The sequence below is a fragment of the Woronichinia naegeliana WA131 genome, from assembly GCA_025370055.1.
In the GTDB taxonomy this organism is placed as follows: Bacteria; Cyanobacteriota; Cyanobacteriia; order Cyanobacteriales; family Microcystaceae; genus Woronichinia; species Woronichinia naegeliana.
In genome coordinates this window covers 1,318,988-1,341,620 of the sequence record CP073041.1, presented here as the reverse complement: position 1 = coordinate 1,341,620, position 22,633 = coordinate 1,318,988, and the positions used below count along the sequence as shown (strand labels likewise).

Below are 22,633 nucleotides of genomic sequence, written 5' to 3'. Positions count from 1 at the left end.
GGTTATGTAGAGCAGCTCTCTGTTTTTTCCTCACAATAGACAGCTTACTTTAATGCAACAATTATAGCGTCCATATCTTGACGATTTGATAGTTTGACATCTTTAAATCCAATCTTTAATAATTCTGCAATAGCCTCATCTTCATAACGAATTCTGTCCGGTTCATCATCAATCATATAATGTAAAATAGTCTTCTCAAGTAAATCCAAACGTTTGGCAGAGACTAAAACTTCAATAAACTTGTTAATTTGCCGTTCTCTCGCTTGGGCGTGCGACTCTCCTCTTTGAGCGATTTTATCTGCATCTAATAATTTACCTCCTGATCGCAGCACACGATAAACTTCTTTAAGGACATCAAATCGACATGGTGCAAGTATATTATGTAATGTAAATCCCGATATAATAAAGTCAAAAGACTCTGAAGAACACATTTTCAAGAAGCTTAAGATGTCTGCTTGGACGATCAAAAGAATTTCATTATCCTGAAACTGATTAAAACGTTGTTTGATTTTTTGAATCATCAAGGGTTCATTATCAACAGCAACAATGCTTGCTTTTCGATAATCTAAAACAAGTTTAGTTAGCTCTCCATCTCCGCATCCTAATTCAAGAATACGAGGGATAGCATTTTGGGATTGTTCAGATTCTCTTAAAAAATCAATAAGTTGTTTGCGTAAACCGTCAACATAAGGTCGTGCAGACTGCCAAAGAGCGTATTCATCACTCAGTTGACCAGAAAATCTATATTCACCTTCATTCAATTGATTATTAAATTTGTTGTTTTTCATTAAATTACATTCTTTTTCAAGTTCGTCAGATGTAGTCATGATCAAATTTTGTAAATCACAACCTAAATCTAGATTTGGTAACAAGTACTCAATCAAATTCATTGATCTAGTTAATAATAGTGTTGCGTTATAAAGTTGTGGATATGAGGGTAAGCCAATAAGTTTATTTGAAACATTAAGTGTTTCACTTAAATCTAAATTTTTTAGACACAAGGTTCGGCATTTTTCAGCTTTTTCAGCCAGACTTAAATGATCATCGGTGTAGATATATTCAAGCTCGTTTTCAATTGCTTTACTTCTGAGCTTTATATATGACTTTGGTGAAGCTACACGTTCAATCTTAAAATATTCATCTTTTGTATATTTATATACGATTTCTAGAGCATGATCAGCATTAACTGCATCACGAATATTTGGCACTTGCATCGCAATCATAATTGCTTCTGGAATTTCAATATTTTTGTCATTAACTTCGTCCCAGAATAACCGGATAATGAAGCTAGAAGCTACTAAAACATTACCAAATTGTTTATCTAATTCAAGCAGTAATGTTCTAGTACTATCATATTCATAATCAGGATCAGAAAGAAATATTCTTAATGCTGCTGAATCTATGAACTTTTCTTCATTATTTGTCCTTGTCTTGTGGTTATTCCGAATCGTTTCTGATATTCCCTTTTCAATTTTTTTTATTTCTTCGATAAATTCATTTAGTAAAAGCTGATTTTTTGAAGAATCATTTAAAATGTAAATTATATGTTGCAAAATTATATGTAGAAAATCAGAAATTAATTTTTTAGCTTCCATTTTATGGCATAAAAATTCTGCAACTAAAACAAAAACTTCTAGCCAGGAAGGATCTGCAATCCGTTCTGATGTAAGATAGTCTGATAATTTTGCCGAATCATCAATTAACTCAATAATAGACAAGGCAGTAAAGTATTCTTGAAAAGTTTGATGGCGAAAAGCGTACTTGCCTAAATCCGAACTGATAAGAATTCCGCATTGCGACTCAATTAACTTTAGAAATTCTAAGGGGTCAAGTTTTGGTTCATATTCTTGATGCTCTTGTAAAATTATTGATTCAATTTCCCATTCCGAAATCACAGGGGCATGTTTGGAATGGGCTTGAATTGCTATTTTAGATAATAGAACTTTTATTTTTTCTGTCGTTAGTCCATCGAGTCTTTCTCTGGATATACCACGTTCAGCATCCCACTCTTTTAACATAATATCTACCGACTTTTTGTATAAGTCTAATCGCCCTCTAGGAATTTCTCCTTCCTGTGCAACTACATGACAAAGCATTGTCAGCAGTAACGGAGTTTTTGTAAGTTCTTTTATTGATCTTAAATCATCAATTCTATGTCTATTAATTTTCAACTCATTAGATACTGATTGAGCTTCTACCTGTCTTGTCAATTTTTCTTTGGCAAGCTTGAGACTTTCTTGATTATACGGGAATAAAGTTTCATCCCCTTTAAACCATTTTTCAACAAATTGCTTAGCTTGATCACCATCAAAATCGGTTATTTGAACTCGGACAAAATCTTCTAACTTAAAGGGTTCAGATGCATTTCTACAAGTTATCACAAATCTATTCTTGCGATATTTTGCTATAAAGTCAATAATTTCTCTGCAAATAGAGTTGTCTTGAGAGATGGGAACTTCATCCAAAGCATCTAGAAGAATAAGGCCTTTTCCTTGATTAAGAATTGTTTGTGTCTCGCTTTCCGTAATATTTTTTTGTTGATCTAAAATATCTTTAATATAAGCATCTAATTGTGGTTTTTCAATATGTCTATAGGCATAGTCTCGAAGTTTGATAAGAATTGGCACTACATCCAGTTCTAGGCTTAATTCGTTATTTTGAGCAATATACTTCAAGAAAGTAGTCTTACCCGCACCAGGTTTACCAAGAATAAGCAACTTACTATTTAAGCGAATTGCGTCAATTCCTTGAATTTTTGAACCATTAACTCTGGCTAGTTCGTCAGAATTATTTTTTTCTTTTCTTCTGTCGTAGTTTAAGTCGTTCCAAACCTTTGTTTCAACGTAAATGTCATTAATGTCTATAGGCTTAGGCATATCTAAAGATCGTATAACCTCAGGAGGCTCACTATTAGAAAATAGCCTGTTCCGAACGTTATTGACAAGAGCTTGTGTGTTTTTCGTGTCGCAATTCAATTCTGTATTGACATCGTCAGTAGTTGTGTTGTCACTAATAATTTCTTCTGGAGGAATATTAAGGACAGAACAAATCGATTCGAGTTTTTCTGATAAAACAGATCTGCCCAAAAACAAGTTGGAAACTGTTGATCGAGCGACTTTCGCTTTATCAGCAAGCTCTTGTTTGCTCATACGTTTATCAGAAAGTGCTTTTTTAAGCCTTTCAAGTCCTTTATGTGAAAGCTTACAACTGACTGACATCTTTTCTCCGTCAACTATCTAGCGACTGAATGCCTGTTTAGGCTAGCACTTTTTTTCTTGATCGGCAAGCAGCAATTCCAAACTCCAAATTTGTTAGCCCTGAAAGTCTTATACAGAGAGGACTTTACGATTTTTGATGATCTGAGCGATCACTGGAACAGCGTAAAGCCTTGACAAGAAATCAACTACCAAATATGATTTGATTATGTTCATCAGACAGTCGTCAGTCAGTCGTCAGTCACAGCAAAATAAGATTATTACATGGAGAGAATGGCTATGTCTGAACTTTATTGTTACGTTAATCAAAGCTCCAGCCATGAAGTGCTGTCAATCACGGATCATCGGTTCCCGTTAGAAAAAGTCGTACTTCCCAATGAGGCTATTATTTTTCAGGCTCTTCCTTCTGTGATGCTAGAAATTTGCTCTATAGAGCGAGTAACCGCGATTTATTGCGAAAGAATCATCTGCGAACGCCTTACTCGAAAAAGATGCACAAGTCATCATACTACTCTCCGTCAACCATCTAGTGACTGAATGCCAGTTTAGCGTTTTTGTTGATCTAAGCTGTTCATGATTTAAACTGCACATTTTAGGCTGAACCTCTTGCCATGCTTAGATCATCTCGGAAATTTAGATATGGAGCAGATTAAGCCTTGCCAAACAACATAAGAATCATGGTAAAATAAATTCATTCAGTCAGTCATCAGTCACTTGCCAGCCAGTCGAGCATTTCATATAAAAAAGGAGCCATAAAATGATGATACGACGTAAACTCAAGCATCATAAGGTTAATGCCGTCAAAATTTTTGCCATCGGAACTTGTTGTTTCGTAAATTTTGCTAAGCCGACTGCCCTCTATACTCCATTAATCACTTTCTTGCTGTTAAGTCTGATTGAAATCTATAACGACAATCGTTCGTCATGAATAATGCTGTCTAAAAATTGTTGGCTCCGCTCAGAATTTTCCGTAAAGAGGTATAGATTTCTGGATAGGCAAAATTAAAACCCGCATTTTGAGTGGCTTTGGGTAAAACCTGTTGACCTTCCAACACCACCTTAGCGGCTTCCCCTAGTAATAATTCCAAGGCAAAATCGGGAACGGGCAACCAGGAAGGACGATGGAGCAATTCCCCCAAAACATGACAGAGTTCAGTCATTCGTACCGGTTGAGGAGCCGTTGCATTAAAGGTTCCTTGCATAGATTCCTGTTCTAAAGCAAACAGAATTAACTCAACTAAATCATCCCGATCAATCCAGGAAAACCATTGTCGTCCCGTTCCCAAGGGGCCACCGGCAAAGAGTTTAAAGGGCGGTATCATCTTAGCCAAAGCTCCCCCATTGCCTAGAACAATCCCGAAGCGCAGAATGACCAATCTAACGCCTAATTCCGCTACTTTTTGGGCCGCAGCTTCCCACTGTTGACAAACGGTTGCTAAAAAGTCTTGACCCGCCGGACTCTGCTCATCAAAGGTGGCGGTTTCACTGGCTCCATAGAAGCCAATGGCTGAGGCATTAATCAAAACCTTCGGTCGAGAGGATGAAGCGGCGATCGCTTCCACCAAACGTTGCGTACCTAATTGTCGAGTTTTTAAAATGATCTGCTTATGCTCAGGAGTCCACCGTTCGGCGATCGGGCTACCGGCTAAATTGATCACGGCCTCACAACCAGTGATTTTTGCTTGCCAATCCCCTGACTCAGTGGCCTGATAAGGCACAATTTCGACTTGAGCAAGCTGTTCTGTTGTTAATAAACTTCTCATTTTGGCAGGATTGCGAACCAATAAAAGTAGGGAATGACCTTGTGCAATCAGTTTTTTGACTAGCTGGCTACCAACAAAACCAGTACTACCTGTAATGGCGATTTTCATAAGGAAAAAATGAGAGTGTGGAAACTCAGCGTCCTCAGACCTGAGAGGAAAAACGACTCAGGGGAATTTATTCCCCATCAAGGAGGAGACTGGAAGAGGTACAGTTCCTATCTCACTTCTCAGCCGAAGTCCGCCTATCCTGTACGACGTAAGGTTCGCTTCGCCAATGTTATCTGAGCTTGTTAGGTCAACCACACTGTCTTACCCCTCGTAAAACTGTTTAATAGTTGACGATAGAGTCAAAAAACTAGCGACGCATTCGTGGGTATCTTGACTTAGATAACGTAGTCCTCGAAGGACTTAGGCTGGTCAGCTAACGACCGTTAGAGGCACGAGAGCCGCCGTCACTTCAGTGCGGGGTGCTGACACTTATTAAGGCTTGAGTAAAGGGTGTAATCAATAGCAAAAGCATATCAGACTTTCGGGCTTCCCAGGTAGCAAAAAGCGACAGGTAACACTTCTTTACAGCGATCGCCCCTTACCGATTGAGAAAAAGCGATCGCACTCCATCACACTGAAGTCGCAATTGTCTTTGATTAGTTTATTCAGTCTCTTCTTCCCGATGCCATACATATACCTTATCCTGCTCCATAGCGGCAATCAGCGTATCTCCATTAGGGTTGAAAGCAACCGATCTCACCCCAATTTCACCCTCATCCCAAAGAGTATGTAGAAGTTCTCCTTTTTCTGTATCCCAAATTTTTACCTGTGCATCACTACTACCGCTTGCGAAAAAATCACTATAGGAACTAAAGCCAATAGAAGATATTTTTCCCCACTCACTAGTAGAAATATCATGAATTTTACCTAAGTACAGGACAAAAAATGTAGGGAGTCGAGAAAAAGAGAAAAATTGGGTAGAGAAGGATTAAGAACAAGATGACGAAGATGGTCAAAACCAAGACGAAAAAGACTCTGCGCGAGGCGACCATGTTTCTTGAGGGGAATGGGATGAAGATGATGAATTGCTAGACCAGTTTTGAGAGACCAAGCCAAAGCTAAAGTCAGTAAAGCCAAAAGCTTACGAAGACGCTTGGGGTCAGTAAAGTGAGTAGATTCCAAGCAAAAGCCACGAGTCTTAAAGATGCCAAAAAGGGTTTCAATGCCCCAACGCAGGGCATAATCGTGAATAAGACCTTGGGAATCGGGATGTCCAATGACGATGAGTAGAGAATTATCAGGCAAGCGAAGAGCCTCTACAGAAACAGGATATCCCCAAACCCGACAACTCCCTTGAAGACGTTGAGATTCACCAATAGCAAGATGGGCAAAAATGACTTTGGCGGCCAAAAGCTTGCCATTGTGCTCAATCTTGTCCGTAGCCCGAATTCTCAGACAGAAAGCCAGTAGCGGTTCGAGCAGAAGATAGCGAAGCCAAGCCTGACCAATAAACTCACGGTCGCCACATAAACAACGAATCAGGGCGGTGGGAAAAATCTTGAGCCTAAGTACAGGACAAAAAATGTAGGGAGTCGAGAAAAAGAGAAAAATTGGGTAGAGAAGGATTAAGAACAAGATGACGAAGATGGTCAAAACCAAGACGAAAAAGACTCTGCGCGAGGCGACCATGTTTCTTGAGGGGAATGGGATGAAGATGATGAATTGCTAGACCAGTTTTGAGAGACCAAGCCAAAGCTAAAGTCAGTAAAGCCAAAAGCTTACGAAGACGCTTGGGGTCAGTAAAGTGAGTAGATTCCAAGCAAAAGCCACGAGTCTTAAAGAGGGTGCGACCTTTAGTTGATAAAAGCTGTTGTAATCAGGGTTCTACAGGGAACCCATATTGATCAAGTTTTGCCCAAAATTGACTCCATCGTTCCTTGGTCAATACCAAAGCTCGTAGGCTCAAAATAATTCCTGCTCCTTTTTCCTTCCATCGCATCCCTGAACAACATAATCGTTGTTTGACCAACGTCTTACAAGCTGCTTCCGTAACACCTGAACCAATCGGATACTTTTTCTCTATGTATTCAGCATAATCCATTTGATGCTGATGATTCTCGTAATAAGTAATCGCCGCTTGTAGTTTCTCGGTAAGATTCTTAGAATGACTTTTTTCTTCTTTGACTTCTTTCATCAGATTTAGCAGTTCTCCTGCTTTTCCTTTTTCATGCTTGAGTTCTCGACAATTTTCAGTCAACCATTCTTTTTGTTTTGACACGGTATTCGGATGCAACGCTTCTGCCAAGGCACCTAAGTAACCAGAGGCATGATAGAAATCTAATATCTGTTCTTCCGTTTGCTTTTCTAAAAACTTCCAATTTGATTCTGCCCCGTCTGCTATCCCGACCAATGTTGCCTCTGGATAACGGTTTTTCGCTCGCTCAATTTCTCTTTCTAATCTTTCTAGAAAACTCTTTTTTCCATACTCTGGTGCCGCACCTAGATAGATTGTAGGTTGACGTTCGCCTTCACTATCGTATAGGGAAACGGTTCCCACCATTGCTTCACGGTAGCCATCCTCACACATCAGCATACAGGTTCCATCTAATCCTATTCCCACTGTTGCAATTTGGCTATCCTCCTTGGGCGGGGCATAACTCCACGCTTCTTCTTTTGCCTGTACCACACTTCCTACTGCTTCACTCAATCTTTGGATATAGGATAGCGCTACTTTTCTACCATGATTTTCTAATAAATCATTTTTCACCTCTTTGCCTGCCATCCCTGACATTTTTGAGGATACCTGTTTTGCCAATAATGGCGTTGATGTTATGATTATCCTTGCTTCTCTTTCTAAGGGGCAATACGTTTTTCCTCAAAGGTGAACGCTGATATACATGACGATTCACTATAACCTCACCATAAGGTGTTTGATATTCTTTCGGTTGCTCTCCCTTACTCTTCCAGATTTCTTCACCGATTTTTAAGGGTGAACCATCTGTATCTAAATATTTCAAGGCTTCTTTGCTGGCGATGCAACCTACTTCGTTTAAGCCTTTTTGAATATTTATTTCTGTATCCAACATTGAACGACTGAGTTCTAATGTTAGTTCTATTTTTATCTTTGAACCCTCTACATTAATTAGTTTTGCTGTCATCATTGTTTCCTCTTTGTCACTTTTCATCCCATGTTAACACTTTTCTTTTCCTTCATCAACTAAAGGTCACACCCATATTATGGGTGCGACCTTTAGTTGATAAAAGCTGTTGTAATCAGGGTTCTACAGGGAACCCATATTGATCAAGTTTTGCCCAAAATTGACTCCATCGTTCCTTGGTCAATACCAAAGCTCGTAGGCTCAAAATAATTCCTGCTCCTTTTTCCTTCCATCGCATCCCTGAACAACATAATCGTTGTTTGACCAACGTCTTACAAGCTGCTTCCGTAACACCTGAACCAATCGGATACTTTTTCTCTAAGTATTCAGCATAATCCATTTGATGCTGATGATTCTCGTAATAAGTAATCGCCGCTTGTAGTTTCTCGGTAAGATTCTTAGAATGACTTTTTTCTTCTTTGACTTCTTTCATCAGATTTAGCAGTTCTCCTGCTTTTCCTTTTTCATGCTTGAGTTCTCGACAATTTTCAGTCAACCATTCTTTTTGTTTTGACACGGTATTCGGATGCAACGCTTCTGCCAAGGCACCTAAGTAACCAGAGGCATGATAGAAATCTAATATCTGTTCTTCCGTTTGCTTTTCTAAAAACTTCCAATTTGATTCTGCCCCGTCTGCTATCCCGACCAATGTTGCCTCTGGATAACGGTTTTTCGCTCGCTCAATTTCTCTTTCTAATCTTTCTAGAAAACTCTTTTTTCCATACTCTGGTGCCGCACCTAGATAGATTGTATGTTGACGTTCGCCTTCACTATCGTATAGGGAAACGGTTCCCACCATTGCTTCACGGTAGCCATCCTCACACATCAGCATACAGGTTCCATCTAATCCTATTCCCACTGTTGCAATTTGGCTATCCTCCTTGGGCGGGGCATAACTCCACGCTTCTTCTTTTGCCTGTACCACACTTCCTACTGCTTCACTCAATCTTTGGATATAGGATAGCGCTACTTTTCTACCATGATTTTCTAATAAATCATTTTTCACCTCTTTGCCTGCCATCCCTGACATTTTTGAGGATACCTGTTTTGCCAATAATGGCGTTGATGTTATGATTATCCTTGCTTCTCTTTCTAAGGGGCAATACGTTTTTCCTCAAAGGTGAACGCTGATATACATGACGATTCACTATAACCTCACCATAAGGTGTTTGATATTCTTTCGGTTGCTCTCCCTTACTCTTCCAGATTTCTTCACCGATTTTTAAGGGTGAACCATCTGTATCTAAATATTTCAAGGCTTCTTTGCTGGCGATGCAACCTACTTCGTTTAAGCCTTTTTGAATATTTATTTCTGTATCCAACATTGAACGACTTAGTTCTAATGTTAGTTCTATTTTTATCTTTGAACCCTCTACATTAATTAGTTTTGCTGTCATCATTGTTTCCTCTTTGTCACTTTTCATCCCATGTTAACACTTTTCTTTTCCTTCATCAACTAAAGGTCACACCCGATATTATAACCATGACTGCCAAACTCCCAGGTTGTGCGGTCAATACTTAATACCCAAGGTTGAGGGATATCCAGCCAACTGACTACAATACGGGCAATGTGATGGTAATCCAGCTCAAATCCTGAGAAAAAGCGTTGTAAGCGTTTGTAATGAGAATCCACCAATGCCCGACCTTCAAAACCCAGGGCCAATTCTTTAAGGTTAACCGTTTTCACTTTGAGGAGGGCGAGTAAGAACAAGGCTAGGAAGGAGAGTCTGGCACCATGCCATCCCAAATGGGGTTTTAGGGCTTGTTTCAATGGGTGCGACTTTTAGTTGATGAAGGAAAAGAAAAGTGTTAACATGAGATGAAAAGTGACAAAGAGGAAACAATGATGACAGCAAAACTAATTAATGTAGAGGGTTCAAAGATAAAAATAGAACTAACATTAGAACTCAGTCGTTCAATGTTGGATACAGAAATAAATATTCAAAAAGGCTTAAACGAAGTAGGTTGCATCGCCAGCAAAGAAGCCTTGAAATATTTAGATACAGATGGTTCACCCTTAAAAATCGGTGAAGAAATCTGGAAGAGTAAGGGAGAGCAACCGAAAGAATATCAAACACCTTATGGTGAGGTTATAGTGAATCGTCATGTATATCAGCGTTCAGTAGGAGGAAAAACGTATTGCCCCTTAGAAAGAGAAGCAAGGATAATCATAACATCAACGCCATTATTGGCAAAACAGGTATCCTCAAAAATGTCAGGGATGGCAGGCAAAGAGGTGAAAAATGATTTATTAGAAAATCATGGTAGAAAAGTAGCGCTATCCTATATCCAAAGATTGAGTGAAGCAGTAGGAAGTGTGGTACAGGCAAAAGAAGAAGCGTGGAGTTATGCCCCGCCCAAGGAGGATAGCCAAATTGCAACAGTGGGAATAGGATTAGATGGAACCTGTATGCTGATGTGTGAGGATGGCTACCGTGAAGCAATGGTGGGAACCGTTTCCCTATACGATAGTGAGGGAGAACGTCAACATACAATCTATCTAGGTGCGGCACCAGAGTATGGAAAAAAGAGTTTTCTAGAAAGATTAGAAAGAGAAATTGAGCGAGCGAAAAAACGTTATCCAGAGGCAACATTGGTCGGGATAGCAGACGGGGCAGAATCAAATTGGAAGTTTTTAGAAAAGCAAACGGAAGAACAGATATTAGATTTCTATCATGCCTCTGGTTACTTAGGTGCCTTGGCAGAAGCGTTGCATCCGAATACAGTGTCAAAACAAAAAGAATGGTTGACTGAAAATTGTCGAGAACTCAAGCATGAAAAAGGAAAAGCAGGAGAACTGCTAAATCTGATGAAAGAAGTCAAAGAAGAAAAAAGTCATTCTAAGAATCTTACCGAGAAACTACAAGCGGCGATTACTTATTACGAGAATCATCAGCATCAAATGGATTATGCTGAATACTTAGAGAAAAAGTATCCGATTGGTTCAGGTGTTACGGAAGCAGCTTGTAAGACGTTGGTCAAACAACGATTATGTTGTTCAGGGATGCGATGGAAGGAAAAAGGAGCAGGAATTATTTTGAGCCTACGAGCTTTGGTATTGACCAAGGAACGATGGAGTCAATTTTGGGCAAAACTTGATCAATATGGGTTCCCTGTAGAACCCTGATTACAACAGCTTTTATCAACTAAAGGTCGCACCCGTTTCAATGCGTTATATTGGTTCATGGGTTTTCTTACATTACGTTCATCTTCCATGAAACCCCTTTCTCGTATACTTTTCAAGCCTTTTGTCCTGTACTTAGGAATTTTACATATGCTTTCACCATTTTTTACGTCATAAATCTTAATCATTCCGCCGCGTTCGCCATAACCACCACCACCAACAAGCCTTTGACCATTGGGACTAAATGAACTTGTTAATCCCGTTGAATTTTACCCCGTATTACGCGAACTAAAACCTGAAACTCTTGCTACAGCGCAAATTTAGAATTGCTGAAGTTTAGTTAAGTTTTCTTTTGAATTCTTCCAATTTCCAGTTGGTGTCATGAATTATTCGCGTAATTTCTACGGTCATGTTTAGCATAGTCGCGTTCGACAACAATCTAAAAGAGGCTTAAGCAACTGGTTTTGTCGGACTTAGTGCAAAATTCTCGAAATCAATGACTGTGACCAGCAATTCTCAGTCTTAGACACAGCAAGTCTTTTAGGGATTTAAAGAACGTTTTAAAGGGAGGTTTTTGGGTGACTTCAGGTGTACTATTTTACTGAAAGCCCGAAAACTCGTGAAATGAAATTGACAATTCCGTTGAACTTGACTACGTTTTGTACGAACTAATTCCCGAAAGTCTTGCCACAGGGAAAATTTAGAATTACTGAAAAGAAATGCCTAAAAAAACTGGATAACCCTGATAATAGTAAGCTAGGTTCGGCAATAACATTGGATATGCTCAAAGATTTACAGGTTCCAGATCCTCTCAACGATAACAAAGAATCCCTTCAGGATCAGTCCTCGGAAATGGTTACGGCGGCTCCCACGGAGGTAGAATTCCCCACAGAGCAAACGCTTCCTCCCTCAGAAACGCTAAATAGTCCAGACATTGCCCCAGAGCAATCACCAGAGAAATCGCCAGAAAAATTAGGACAGAAACCCACAGTCATCCCAGACTTACCGAAGTTTTTACGAGAAAAACATTTTGTTGAGTCATCAGACCCTCTACCGCCAGCAACGGCTGATAATATTTCTCCTTCCGTGGAGCCAGCCAAATCTTTTTTAGCCAAAATCCCTAAATTGTGGCTGATCGGCGGTGGCTTACTGATTACGCTGTTAGGAGGCGGATTGCTGTTATTACCAAAGGCCATGGATGGCTTAGAACAGTGGCAGCAGTCCCAACAAATTAAAAGTTTTGAGCAGGAACAAACCCAGGCATCAGAGGTGTTAAAGCTGGTGGATCAAACCGATACCGCGAGGGATGCCAAACTACAAGCGATCGCCGCCCAACCGAACCAGAGCTTAGAGCGCAGTCGAGCCAGATATTTATTAGCCAATGATCGGTTAAAGCAGTTTGAAGGGGGCCCTGCCGTACAATTATTAGAAAATCTCGAAAATGAATACCCGGTTCTTGCTCCCTATATTCTCCTCAAACGGGGCCGAGGTTATGAACTATCTAACGAAAAAATCAAAGCCAATGAAACCTGGCAAGAAATTCTCCAAAAATATCCCCATTCTCCTGTCACCGTAGAAGCTCTTTATCTGTTGGGCAAATCTGACTCGAAATATTGGGAACAGGCGATCGCAGATTATCCGAACCATCCCCGTACTTTGGATATTCTGCTTCAGAAACTAAAAAAAGAGCCTCAATCCTTAGCTCTCATGAGTCAAATTATGCGATCGGCTCCTGAGAATCCAAAAACAAATCCCGTTCGGGATCAACTACTCAAAGAATATAAAACCGAATTAACGCCAGAAGATTGGCAAGCCATTGGAGCCAGTTTTTGGCAAGAACGTAATTTTGATCAGGCCCTGTTAGCCTACCGTAAAGCCCCAGAAAATGCCCAAAATCTTTATCGTTTAGCGCGATCGCAACAAATCAAAAATAAAAAGGCCGAGGCGATTCAGAATTATCAGTTATTTCTGCAAAAGTATCCTGATCACGAAGATGCACCCAGAGCCTTAAAACGCCTTGCCACCTTAGTTCCAGCCAGGGAAGGGGCGGCCTATTTAGATCAACTGATTCAACGCTTTCCCAATCAAGCTCCCGATGCCCTATTGCAAAAAGCTAATTTATTAGCCTCGATCGATGCGGCGACGGCCAATCAAGCCTTGCAAACTCTGCTCAAACAATATTCCAATTCCGATGCGGCGGCTCAATACCGTTGGCGAATGGCTCGTCAATTGGCGGATGCAGGGGATTTATCCCAAGCTTGGCAGTGGGCGCAGGAATTATCTCAACAAAATCCTGATAGTACAGAGGCTCCGAAAGCCATCTTTTGGATCGGCAAATGGGCCCAGCAATTAAATCGTCCAGAAGATGCCAAGGCTGCCTTTGAAAATGTTTTAGCTCGTTATCCCCAGTCCTACTATGCCTGGCGTTCAGCCGTGTTACTAGGTTGGCAAGTGGGAGATTTTAATACGGTTCGTTTTCTGAATCCTCCTGTTACTGCCACAAAATTACGTCCTCTTCCCCCGGCTGGTTCCGCCACTTTTAAAGAGCTTTATCAACTGGGACAAGATCGAGATGCGATCGCCTTATTTGCGGCCGAGATCAATCAATCCCAGGATTCCCAGGTGAAACGTCCCTTAACCGTAGAAGAGTCCTTTACGGATGCCCTCTTAAAAATTAGTCAAAATCAATATTTGGCCGGTATTAACCAGATTTTAGATCTTCGCAACCCGACCGATCCTGAGCAGGAAAAAATTTGGCGATCGCTGCGACAAACCCCCGAATATTGGCAGACATTATTTCCCTTTCCCTATCAATCTCTAATTTTTAATTGGTCACAAAAACGCCAACTGAATCCCTTTTTAGTCACCGCCCTAATTCGCCAGGAATCTCGCTTTGAAAAGGATATCAAATCTCCCGTCGGAGCCACCGGATTAATGCAGGTCATGCCCTCAACAGCCGCTTGGATTGCGCCCCAAATTAAGCTAAAGAACTATGCCTTAAGCAATCCCATGGACAATGTTAACTTAGGAACTTGGTACTTTGATCATACCCACAAAACCTATAGTAATAATTCTGCCCTCGCCGTTGCTAGTTATAATGCGGGGCCAGGGAGTGTAGCTAAATGGTTACAGCAATATCAAGGCAGTGATCCGGATGGTTTTGTGGAAAAAATCCCCTTTGCTGAAACCAAGGGCTATGTAGAATCGGTATTTAGCAACTATTGGAACTACCTACGGATTTACGATCCAGACATTGCCCAGTTATTGTCTCGCGTTCCCAATCAGTAATGATTTAGTTTTTCTGAATCAAATTTTCTGCTGGGCTAGGAGAATTCAAGTTGGCAGATTCTTTAGCTTGACGATAATAGTTGTAATAATAATAGTCGCGGCGGTTAGCGTGTTTCACTGCATTCGCCACAACCCCAAAAACTTTGATATTAGACATCTTTAATTCAAGAATTGACTCTTTGACTAAATCTCGGCTGGTTTGATCCAGACGGACAACCAGTAAAACTCCATCAGCTTGACTTGCTAACAATTTAGTATCCGATAGTCCTAATAAGGGTGGTGCATCAATGATAATAACATCGTATTGAAGTTTCCAATAGTCGATCATTTGATGAAGACTTCTGCTCGTTACCAATTCAGCCGGATTAAGTGCTTTTTGATCAGAGATTAATACATCAAGATTATAAGCTAGTTTAATGGGAGCAGCACTACTGTTTTGAGTAAAATTGCTTTCATCCGCATCATTCAATAACATTAGTTCAGAGGCTTCATTCTTTTGGGTATTTCCCAGTTTTGCCAATAAAGCCCACTTTTCTTGTTGGGGAAAATAGCGATCACCATCTACCAGTAAGACTCGTTGTCCCATATTGGCTGCGGCTTGGGCAACGTAAAATGCAGTGGTGGACTTGCCCTCATTTGGGACTGAAGAGCTAACTAATAAAGATCGCCAAGGACTTCTTTCCCGAATAAAAAAGAGATTCGTATAGAGAAAAGAATAAGCTTCTAGAAAAGCAGTCCACTGAGGAATCGCTTTTTGTGATATTTCGATTGCTCTGGGTCTTTTTTTGAGACCGAAGAGGCTAGGTTGATAGGGAATCGTTCCTAAAACGTTCAGACCCGTTTCTTCTGTTAGCTCCTCTGGTGTATGGAAAGTACGGTCTAAACTTTCCGCTAATAAACCAGCAGCTCCACCAGCCGTTAATCCGGCCATTAACGATAACAAAATATTTCTGATTAACTGACTTTCTGGTTTCTCTGGCAGATGAATGTCAGAAACTAAACGCCAAGGGGTAAAACTTTTAGCCGTCTCCACTTCAAGCGTTTGTTTTGCGGTTAGAAGCGCGGCCAAACTTTGCTTGGCAATTTCAATTTGCCCCGATAAATCAGCATAGCGTCCCGCACTGTGGGCCAAGTTTTGAACTTGTTGGCGAATACCTTGTGCACTCACGGCCAAAGATTGTTGTCGGGCTTGTAATTGTCGTACTTGATTAGTCGTTGCTAGGAGTTGTTGAGTCAAATTTTGGCGAATTGTATTAGGAGAGACAAATCCATCAATAACTTGTTGGGGGTTGACTGACAAACCGTTGAGGGCGATCGCCGCTTCTTGTTTAATTAAGGGAATTAGATTTTCTCGTTCAGCTTTTAATTGTTGAATAGCAGTATTTTCATCCGTAAAACGGGTCGAAGCAGCGGCCAGTTTTGTATCGACTTCTCTAAGTTTATTTAAAAGACCCATATAACGCGGAGATTCAGTTAAGGCATTGAGAATGATAGCTTGTTGCTCCCCAATGCCTAATTGCTGGCGAAGATTATTATAAAGTGCTATGCTGTCTCTGAGCTGAGCATTAGTTTCCTGTTGAGCCTTATTTACCTCAATTAGGCTTTTAGCAATCACCTCACCTTGGTTTTGAGGATCAATCAAATTATTTTTTAGTCGAAACTGTTCCAATTGCTTTTGTAGTCCTGAAAGCTGTTTCTGAATGATGGGTATTTGTCTTTCTATAAAAAACAGTTTCTGCTCTGACTGTGCGTTTTGATCGGCGATTGTATAGTCTAAATAGGCTGAAGCCAGTTTCTCAAGAACAAATTTAACTAGTTGAGGAGATAAATCTTTATAACTAACTTCTATTATTTGTGTATCCTTAGACTGTTTTATTTGTAAGTTTTTCAAAAATCTATCTAGTGTAAGTTTATCTAGTTTTTCTGAGTTCTTAAAAAATTGCTTTTGCTTTTTAACCTCTGCCAACACTGGAGACAGCAACTTATTACTTTGCATAACTTGAATTTGCGTCTCAAAGTACGACACATCGCGATTAGAAACTCCAAGCCCACTGACTAATTGTGCTGCACCGGCTAAAGGGTTGGTAATGTCGGCGGCGGGCGGCTGAACTAATAGCTGAAAGGATTCCTTATAAACAGGGGGTTGTTTAAAAAACTTGAATCCGACCAAACCACTCACGGTTAGTCCCACGATCGCCATTAACCATCCCCTGCGCCGAATAATCCGAAAGAGATGTCGCAGATCCAACTCTTCCTCATCATCGTCAAACTGTTCCTGTGAACGAATTAACGGATTTTCAAGGAGCGGTGCTTGATCAAGATTGATAGTACTAGGCTTCGGATCTGACATATTTCCCGACTAATTTTTATGTACTTAGTTACTAAAGGCTGCATTATATGAAGGTATAACATGGGACAGGAATTTTCGGTAGATAATTTTTGATTAGACTAGAATTCTAAGAAATAATCACTATTCTGGCCAACCTTGGATTGAAACAAAAAAACTATTTTTGTGGTCGTGACTTCATACTTACGGATTTATCAGTTTCTCTGCCGGATAGGGACAACTTCTGGAATCCTGAAAAGAGTGACCCTATACAGGATAATATGGCTTACTGGAGATGTCTGCTTTATCCCTGATTGGGATCGAGCTGTCAAGCGGGAAACTGAATGAGCAACGAAACTTACCTCAACCATCCCACCTTTGGACTATTGTACCGGGTTTGTCTCTTAGAGGAAAATCAGGAGATTTTTACGACGCTTTATGCCCAACGTCTGTTTTTTTTAGTGGCGACGACGGCAAGTAAAACTATTTTTGAACCCATTACTCGTGCTGATGCCAAACTCATGGTGGAAAATCGCCTACGTTGGCTGCGACGTAATGGTGAGACTCAAGCTTATCAGGTGTTATTTACGCTTCACAAAAACACCTTTTAAAGAAAGGCTGCGTGGGCTTCAGATCTAGAGTTTTCCGCGCGTAGCGAGATCATCCTGAAATCATTGGCTAATCTTAGAATCAACACATGATGACCCTGAGTAACCGTATCGCCCAGTTGCGCCAGTCTTTACCGTCCCAGATTCGACTGATTGCGGTCAGCAAAACTGTTTCAGTTGAGAAGATACGCTTGGCCTACGAGGCAGGCATTCGGGATTTTGCAGAGAGTCGTCTTCAGGAAGCGTTGCCAAAACTTACAATGTTGTCTGATCTGGATGATATTTGTTGGCATTTCATTGGTACTCTCCAAGCCAATAAGGCCCGCAAAATCTTAGAGACTTTTACCTGGATTCACTCGGTTCACAATTTAGCGATCGCCGAACGCCTTGATCGTTTAGCCACAGATTTACCTCAAAAACCGCATATCTGTCTGCAAATAAAAATGCTGCCGGATGCGAACAAACAGGGATGGTCAGTCCCGGAGCTAGAAGCAGATCTAGCCGCGTTAGCTGACTGCCAGCATTTAAACATTCAAGGTTTAATGGCGATTCTTCCCCTAGGTCTAACCCCAGAACAACGATTAACAACCTTTCAGGCAACTCAAGAATTGAGCCAGATCCTCTCCCAGAAAACCTCGCTGTGTTTTACAGAACTCTCTATGGGGATGTCCGATGATTACCTTGAGGCGATCGCGGCTGGAGCCACCATGATCCGCTTGGGACGGATAATATTCGGCGATCGAGAATCTAGTGACTCAATCCCATAGAGTGATCTATAGGGATAACTATCTGAAAAAACAATCTTTACAGGGGGACAAAGATTTTCCGTAGGCAAAATAAAGAATATTAGCCAAAATTTTACAATTTCTTGGGAACTTCTGCGACCATAGTTTCGACTAATGGAAAGAATTTCTTTCTTGCTATATTTAGCTATATTAAGCAGATAGCTGCCTTTCGGCTCATCTTCCCTAGGTTGGCTCAAGCTGAAAAAAACAGACGAACCCCTAGATCACCAGAGCACCTCATCGATTTTGCTGTGTTATTTTGGTCTTTTCTGTGCTAACGTTTGGTGTACTACCTTGTTTTCCTGGCTGACTGCGTACTTTTTTGAGATTTAATTCCCCCTCTATCAGGAAATGGATAACTATGATTTTGAACAAATTAAAAGACTTTGTTGGCATTAGCGAACATGATGAATACGAGGAAGAATACGAGGAGATGAATTGGCAACAGGCCCAAAAGCCGATAACCCCTCCTCCCTTAACCGAAGAAATTCCCAATACTCGTCGCTCTAATCGAGAAGCCTTACAGTTAACTAATGAACCCACCATGGGAACAGGAACGAGAAATAACGTGATTGGAATGCCAGGAATTAGCAATAGCGTCGCCGAGGTAGTGGTGGTAGAACCCCATTCCTTTGAAGAAATGCCCCAGGTCATTCAAACCCTGCGGGAACGTAAGTCTGTTGTGCTGAATCTCAATGTCATGGATCCCGAAGAGGCCCAGAGAGCCGTCGATTTTGTAGCAGGGGGAACCTATGCCATTGATGGTCATCAAGAACGTATTGGTGAAAGTATTTTTCTATTTACGCCAAGTTGTGTGAAAGTTAGCACTCTGGCAGGAACCGTTTACGAGCTGCCGGAAAACTCATCTTCTCCCTCACGTGCGGCTGTACCGACTTCCGCCTGGGGCTTAGATGCAAGTCGTTTAGCTCAGTAAGAAAAATTTGTCGTTAAGATTTTTTGAGTCTCCGATCAGAGGAGAAGATGCGCTTTAAACTAGATTTTAGGGCGTATTCTTTATAGCTTCCACCACAATTAGTTTGGTTTCGTTTGTGTCTATTCAACTGGGTATTATTGGCGGTGGCGTGATGGCAGAGGCCATTTTGTCCCGTTTGTTGCATCAACAAATTTATCCGGCAGAGCGAGTTATGGTAAGTGATCCCCAGACCAGTCGCCGTGAATTTTTACGTCAGACCTATGGTGTACAGGTGACAGCCGATAATCAGGAAGCGGCCAATGCCTCTGAAATTTTACTTCTCGCCATTAAACCCCAGGTATTAGAGCGGGTGGTGGCAGGTTTAGCCGGTAATCAACAGAAACCCCTGGTTATTTCGGTGTTAGCGGGTGTTCCCATTAGTCGGTTAGATTTTGGGTTTCCCGAACATCCGATTATTCGAGCGATGCCTAATACGCCAGCAACGGTGGGGGCCGGTATGACCGCGATCGCCGTTGGCAAATTAGTCGAGGCCTATCATCTTACGATTGCGAAATCAATTTTTGCGGCAGTGGGTCAGGTGGTAGAAGTGCCAGAATCTCTAATGGATGCGGTAACAGGGCTATCAGGATCGGGGCCAGCCTATGTGGCGATGATGATTGAAGGTTTAGCTGATGGGGGAGTTGCGTCCGGTTTACCCAGGGAGATCGCCTATCAATTGGCCATTCAGACGGTATTAGGAACGGCCCAATTGTTACAGAAAACCCATCTCCATCCGGCAGAATTAAAGGATCAAGTCACGAGTCCAGGCGGAACCACCATTGCAGGTGTGACCGTTTTAGAGAAAATGAGTCTGCGATCGGCCATGATTGAAGCCGTTAGAGCCGCTTGTCGTCGTTCCCAGGAGTTGGGGAAGGGTAAGTAGGGCTGGGGAGACTCGGAGACTGGGGGGAGTGGGAAGAATGGGGAGAAAAAAGTCTTTCTGTTCCCTTGGCCCGTTATTGTTAAAACAGAAGACAAATTGAAGTTTAACTCGTTTACGAAAGAATGAGTCTGGGAAAAGGGGTGCTAAAGTCGAGCTTAGAACATCAAACTATTTTAGGAACCCGTATTGATGCTACGAGTTACCAGGATGCCTGCGATCGCTTACAGGGATGGATCAGGGAAAAGCGTTCCTGTTATGTCGTGGCCGCCAATGTTCATGTGGTGATGAAGGGTTACTGGAATCGTCGTTATCAAGCGGTTATTAATCAGGCTGCTTTGGTGACACCAGATGGAATGCCCCTGGTCTGGGGACTGCGATTATTGGGGATTAAACAAGCGACGAGGGTTTATGGCCCTGATTTAATGTTGGCCTGGTGTGAACGGGCGGCTCAATACCAACTACCGCTTTTTCTTTATGGTGGCACGGAAGCCCTTTTGGAAACCCTAATTCCCATTTTACAAAACCGTTATCCTAACCTGGCGATCGCTGGTTACTATGCTCCTCCCTTTCGTGCCTTAACCTCAGCAGAAGAAGAAGAAATTCGAGAAAAAATCCAGTCTTCAGGAGCCTCCCTGGTGTTGGTGGGTCTAGGCTGTCCCAAGCAAGAAGAATGGATGGCACGGCAGCAGGGTAAATTGGCGGTTGTTATGATCGGTGTGGGGGCTGCCTTTAATTTTCATAGTGGCATGGTATCCCAGGCTCCTCGCTGGATGATGAATCGGGGCTTAGAATGGCTCTATCGACTTGGGGCAGAACCGAGACGTTTATGGCGACGCTATCTTTTCCATAATCCTGCTTTTGTCCTGCTCTTTGGTTGGCAATGGCTAACGAGTCAGCTTAAACGCTAACCTTTTTTCCTCACTCAATGACCATGAAAAAACTGGTTAAGCAATTTTCGCCCCTTTTGTCAGATATTCGCGCCCCTCAATCCTTTGGTCGTGTCAATTTGAGTAATCGGCAATGGTTAAGGGTGGGAATTTTGTTGTTAGGAGATTTAGTTGCCCTGGCTCTGGCTTGGCAATTTGCTCGTGATCTTAATCATTTCTATGCTGCTCCACCGCCCCAGTTAATTTGGTGGGTATGGTTAGGATTGCCGAGTTTATTTTGGTGTTTTGCGGCCATGACGATTCTCTTTTTCGCCTATGGAGGAGTTTATAGTCCGACCGCCCGTAGTCATAACTATATTCGTTTATTGCAACTGATTAGTCTAGTTTATTTGACTTCCCTGGTGCTGAATTATTTCTATGATCCCACCGTTGATCCGCCCCGATCGCTGTTTTTTGCTGCTTGGGGAGGCAGTTTACTATTTGTGATCGGTTTTCGTTTATTAACCACTTTAATGGTTGGACAATTACAACGTCATCAGGCTCCTACTCCTGTGTTTATTATTGCTCCAGCGGCTCGTTTAAAGGCGTTAACCTGTATTTTAAAAGACCGTTCTAATTATCTTGTTGTAGGGGTGGCCTTTGCGACCCTGGCCCATAATGAACATACCTGGAAAACCATTGTTGAGTCTGGAGCGGTTGAAGTTTTAGCCGAAGATTTACTGAAAACCAATTTAGCGTCTAGTCTCTATTGGCACTTACGGCGATCGGGAATTGCGTTACGATTATTGCCTTCTAGTCGAGATATTCTCTATCGTCGAGGAATGCCTGAAATTTTTGCAGGTCTGCCTACTTTGCGGGTAGAAATGCCCTTATTAGTGGGCTTGGATTATCGGATTAAGCGAGGCTGTGATTTTATAGCAGCTTTAGTGGGGGTAATTCTTCTTTCTCCTTTGTTTTTAGGCGTGGCGATCGCGATTCGTTGTTCATCTCCAGGGCCAGCCTTTTTTCGACAGGAACGAGTGGGATTACAGGGCAAAGTTTTTATGATGTGGAAGTTTCGCACCATGATTATTGATGCGCCCCAACAACAAGCTGAATTAGAGAGGAATAATGAAAGTTCAGATGGGGTAATGTTTAAACTGAAACGCGATCCTCGTATTATTCCTATTGGCCATTTTTTACGGCATACAAGTTTAGATGAAATTCCTCAGTTGTTTAATGTCTTATTTGGGGAGATGAGTTTGGTTGGCCCCCGACCATTACCGATTCGGGATGTAGAACATTTTGATGCTTGGCACCATATTCGTCATCAGGTAATGCCTGGGATTACGGGACTTTGGCAAATTTCGGGGCGATCGGATATTGGTGATTTTAATGATGTGGCCCGTTTAGATCTTTACTATATTGATAATTGGTCTCTGAATCTTGATCTGGATATTTTAGTGGAAACGGCTCGTTTAATTTTATTTGGCAAAGGGGCTTATTAATAGTGGCTTTCTTTTTGATTGCTTTTACCCCTGATCGCTTTCTATTCACTCATACTTAACGGCGATCGCCGATTTTAAAAACCTATACAATCTGAAAAAAATTAGCTATAGTAAAGAGGTAGATTTTTCTTGATTAAAAAATATAGAT

At 41.5% G+C, this 22,633-nt stretch carries 11 protein-coding genes and 5 pseudogenes; 8 read left to right on the top strand and 8 right to left on the bottom strand.

All coding sequences use genetic code 11. The features are described from left to right. Positions 1 to 44: 44 nt before the first annotated feature. The 7 genes and pseudogenes from KA717_06955 to KA717_06925 form a co-directional block, all read right to left on the bottom strand. Positions 45 to 3,218, bottom strand: coding sequence for a methyltransferase domain-containing protein (locus KA717_06955; protein UXE62494.1), 3,174 nt, complete (start codon positions 3,216 to 3,218; stop codon positions 45 to 47). A gap of 935 nt (positions 3,219 to 4,153) precedes the next feature. After that, complete coding sequence (locus KA717_06950; GenBank protein ID UXE62493.1) at positions 4,154 to 5,086, bottom strand: TIGR01777 family oxidoreductase; 933 nt, start codon at positions 5,084 to 5,086, stop codon at positions 4,154 to 4,156. Between the two features lie 807 nt (positions 5,087 to 5,893). Beyond that, a pseudogene (locus tag KA717_06945) lies at positions 5,894 to 6,505 on the bottom strand (transposase). Positions 6,506 to 6,530: 25 nt separating this feature from the next. Continuing rightward, positions 6,531 to 6,809: pseudogene (locus tag KA717_06940) on the bottom strand (IS4 family transposase). A gap of 33 nt (positions 6,810 to 6,842) precedes the next feature. Further along, positions 6,843 to 8,124: pseudogene (locus KA717_06935) on the bottom strand (ISKra4 family transposase). A 115-nt stretch (positions 8,125 to 8,239) separates the two neighbouring features. Next, a pseudogene (locus KA717_06930) lies at positions 8,240 to 9,521 on the bottom strand (ISKra4 family transposase). 74 nt (positions 9,522 to 9,595) lie between these two features. Further along, positions 9,596 to 9,895, bottom strand: a pseudogene (locus KA717_06925) (IS4 family transposase). Positions 9,896 to 9,970: 75 nt separating this feature from the next. Here KA717_06925 and KA717_06920 point away from each other — a divergent pair. Continuing rightward, complete coding sequence (locus KA717_06920) at positions 9,971 to 11,251, top strand: ISKra4 family transposase (GenBank protein UXE64574.1); 1,281 nt, start codon at positions 9,971 to 9,973, stop codon at positions 11,249 to 11,251. Positions 11,252 to 11,932: 681 nt separating this feature from the next. Next, complete coding sequence (locus KA717_06915) at positions 11,933 to 14,536, top strand: transglycosylase SLT domain-containing protein (GenBank protein ID UXE62492.1); 2,604 nt, start codon at positions 11,933 to 11,935, stop codon at positions 14,534 to 14,536. A 4-nt stretch (positions 14,537 to 14,540) separates the two neighbouring features. Here the strand turns inward: KA717_06915 and KA717_06910 are convergent, their stop codons facing one another. Continuing rightward, positions 14,541 to 16,886, bottom strand: coding sequence for an AAA family ATPase (locus tag KA717_06910; GenBank protein UXE62491.1), 2,346 nt, complete (start codon positions 16,884 to 16,886; stop codon positions 14,541 to 14,543). 320 nt (positions 16,887 to 17,206) lie between these two features. Between KA717_06910 and KA717_06905 the strand changes: the two genes are divergently transcribed. The 6 genes from KA717_06905 (at position 17,207) to KA717_06880 (ending at position 22,485) form a co-directional block, all read left to right on the top strand. Next, the gene (locus KA717_06905; protein UXE62490.1) at positions 17,207 to 17,473 is read left to right on the top strand and encodes a PipX family protein; all 267 of its coding nucleotides are present in this window, start codon (positions 17,207 to 17,209) and stop codon (positions 17,471 to 17,473) included. A gap of 89 nt (positions 17,474 to 17,562) precedes the next feature. Then, complete coding sequence (locus tag KA717_06900; GenBank protein ID UXE62489.1) at positions 17,563 to 18,237, top strand: YggS family pyridoxal phosphate-dependent enzyme; 675 nt, start codon at positions 17,563 to 17,565, stop codon at positions 18,235 to 18,237. 379 nt (positions 18,238 to 18,616) lie between these two features. After that, positions 18,617 to 19,189 (top strand): cell division protein SepF, encoded by a 573-nt coding sequence (locus tag KA717_06895; GenBank protein UXE62488.1) that lies wholly within the window; start codon positions 18,617 to 18,619, stop codon positions 19,187 to 19,189. A gap of 115 nt (positions 19,190 to 19,304) precedes the next feature. Beyond that, positions 19,305 to 20,111, top strand: coding sequence for a pyrroline-5-carboxylate reductase (proC, locus tag KA717_06890; GenBank protein UXE62487.1), 807 nt, complete (start codon positions 19,305 to 19,307; stop codon positions 20,109 to 20,111). Between the two features lie 140 nt (positions 20,112 to 20,251). Continuing rightward, entirely contained in the window at positions 20,252 to 21,019 is a 768-nt protein-coding gene (locus KA717_06885) for a WecB/TagA/CpsF family glycosyltransferase (GenBank protein ID UXE62486.1), read from the top strand. Between the two features lie 56 nt (positions 21,020 to 21,075). Continuing rightward, positions 21,076 to 22,485: a sugar transferase gene (locus KA717_06880; protein ID UXE62485.1), complete on the top strand. Its 1,410-nt coding sequence runs from the start codon at positions 21,076 to 21,078 to the stop codon at positions 22,483 to 22,485. Positions 22,486 to 22,633 lie beyond the last annotated feature (148 nt).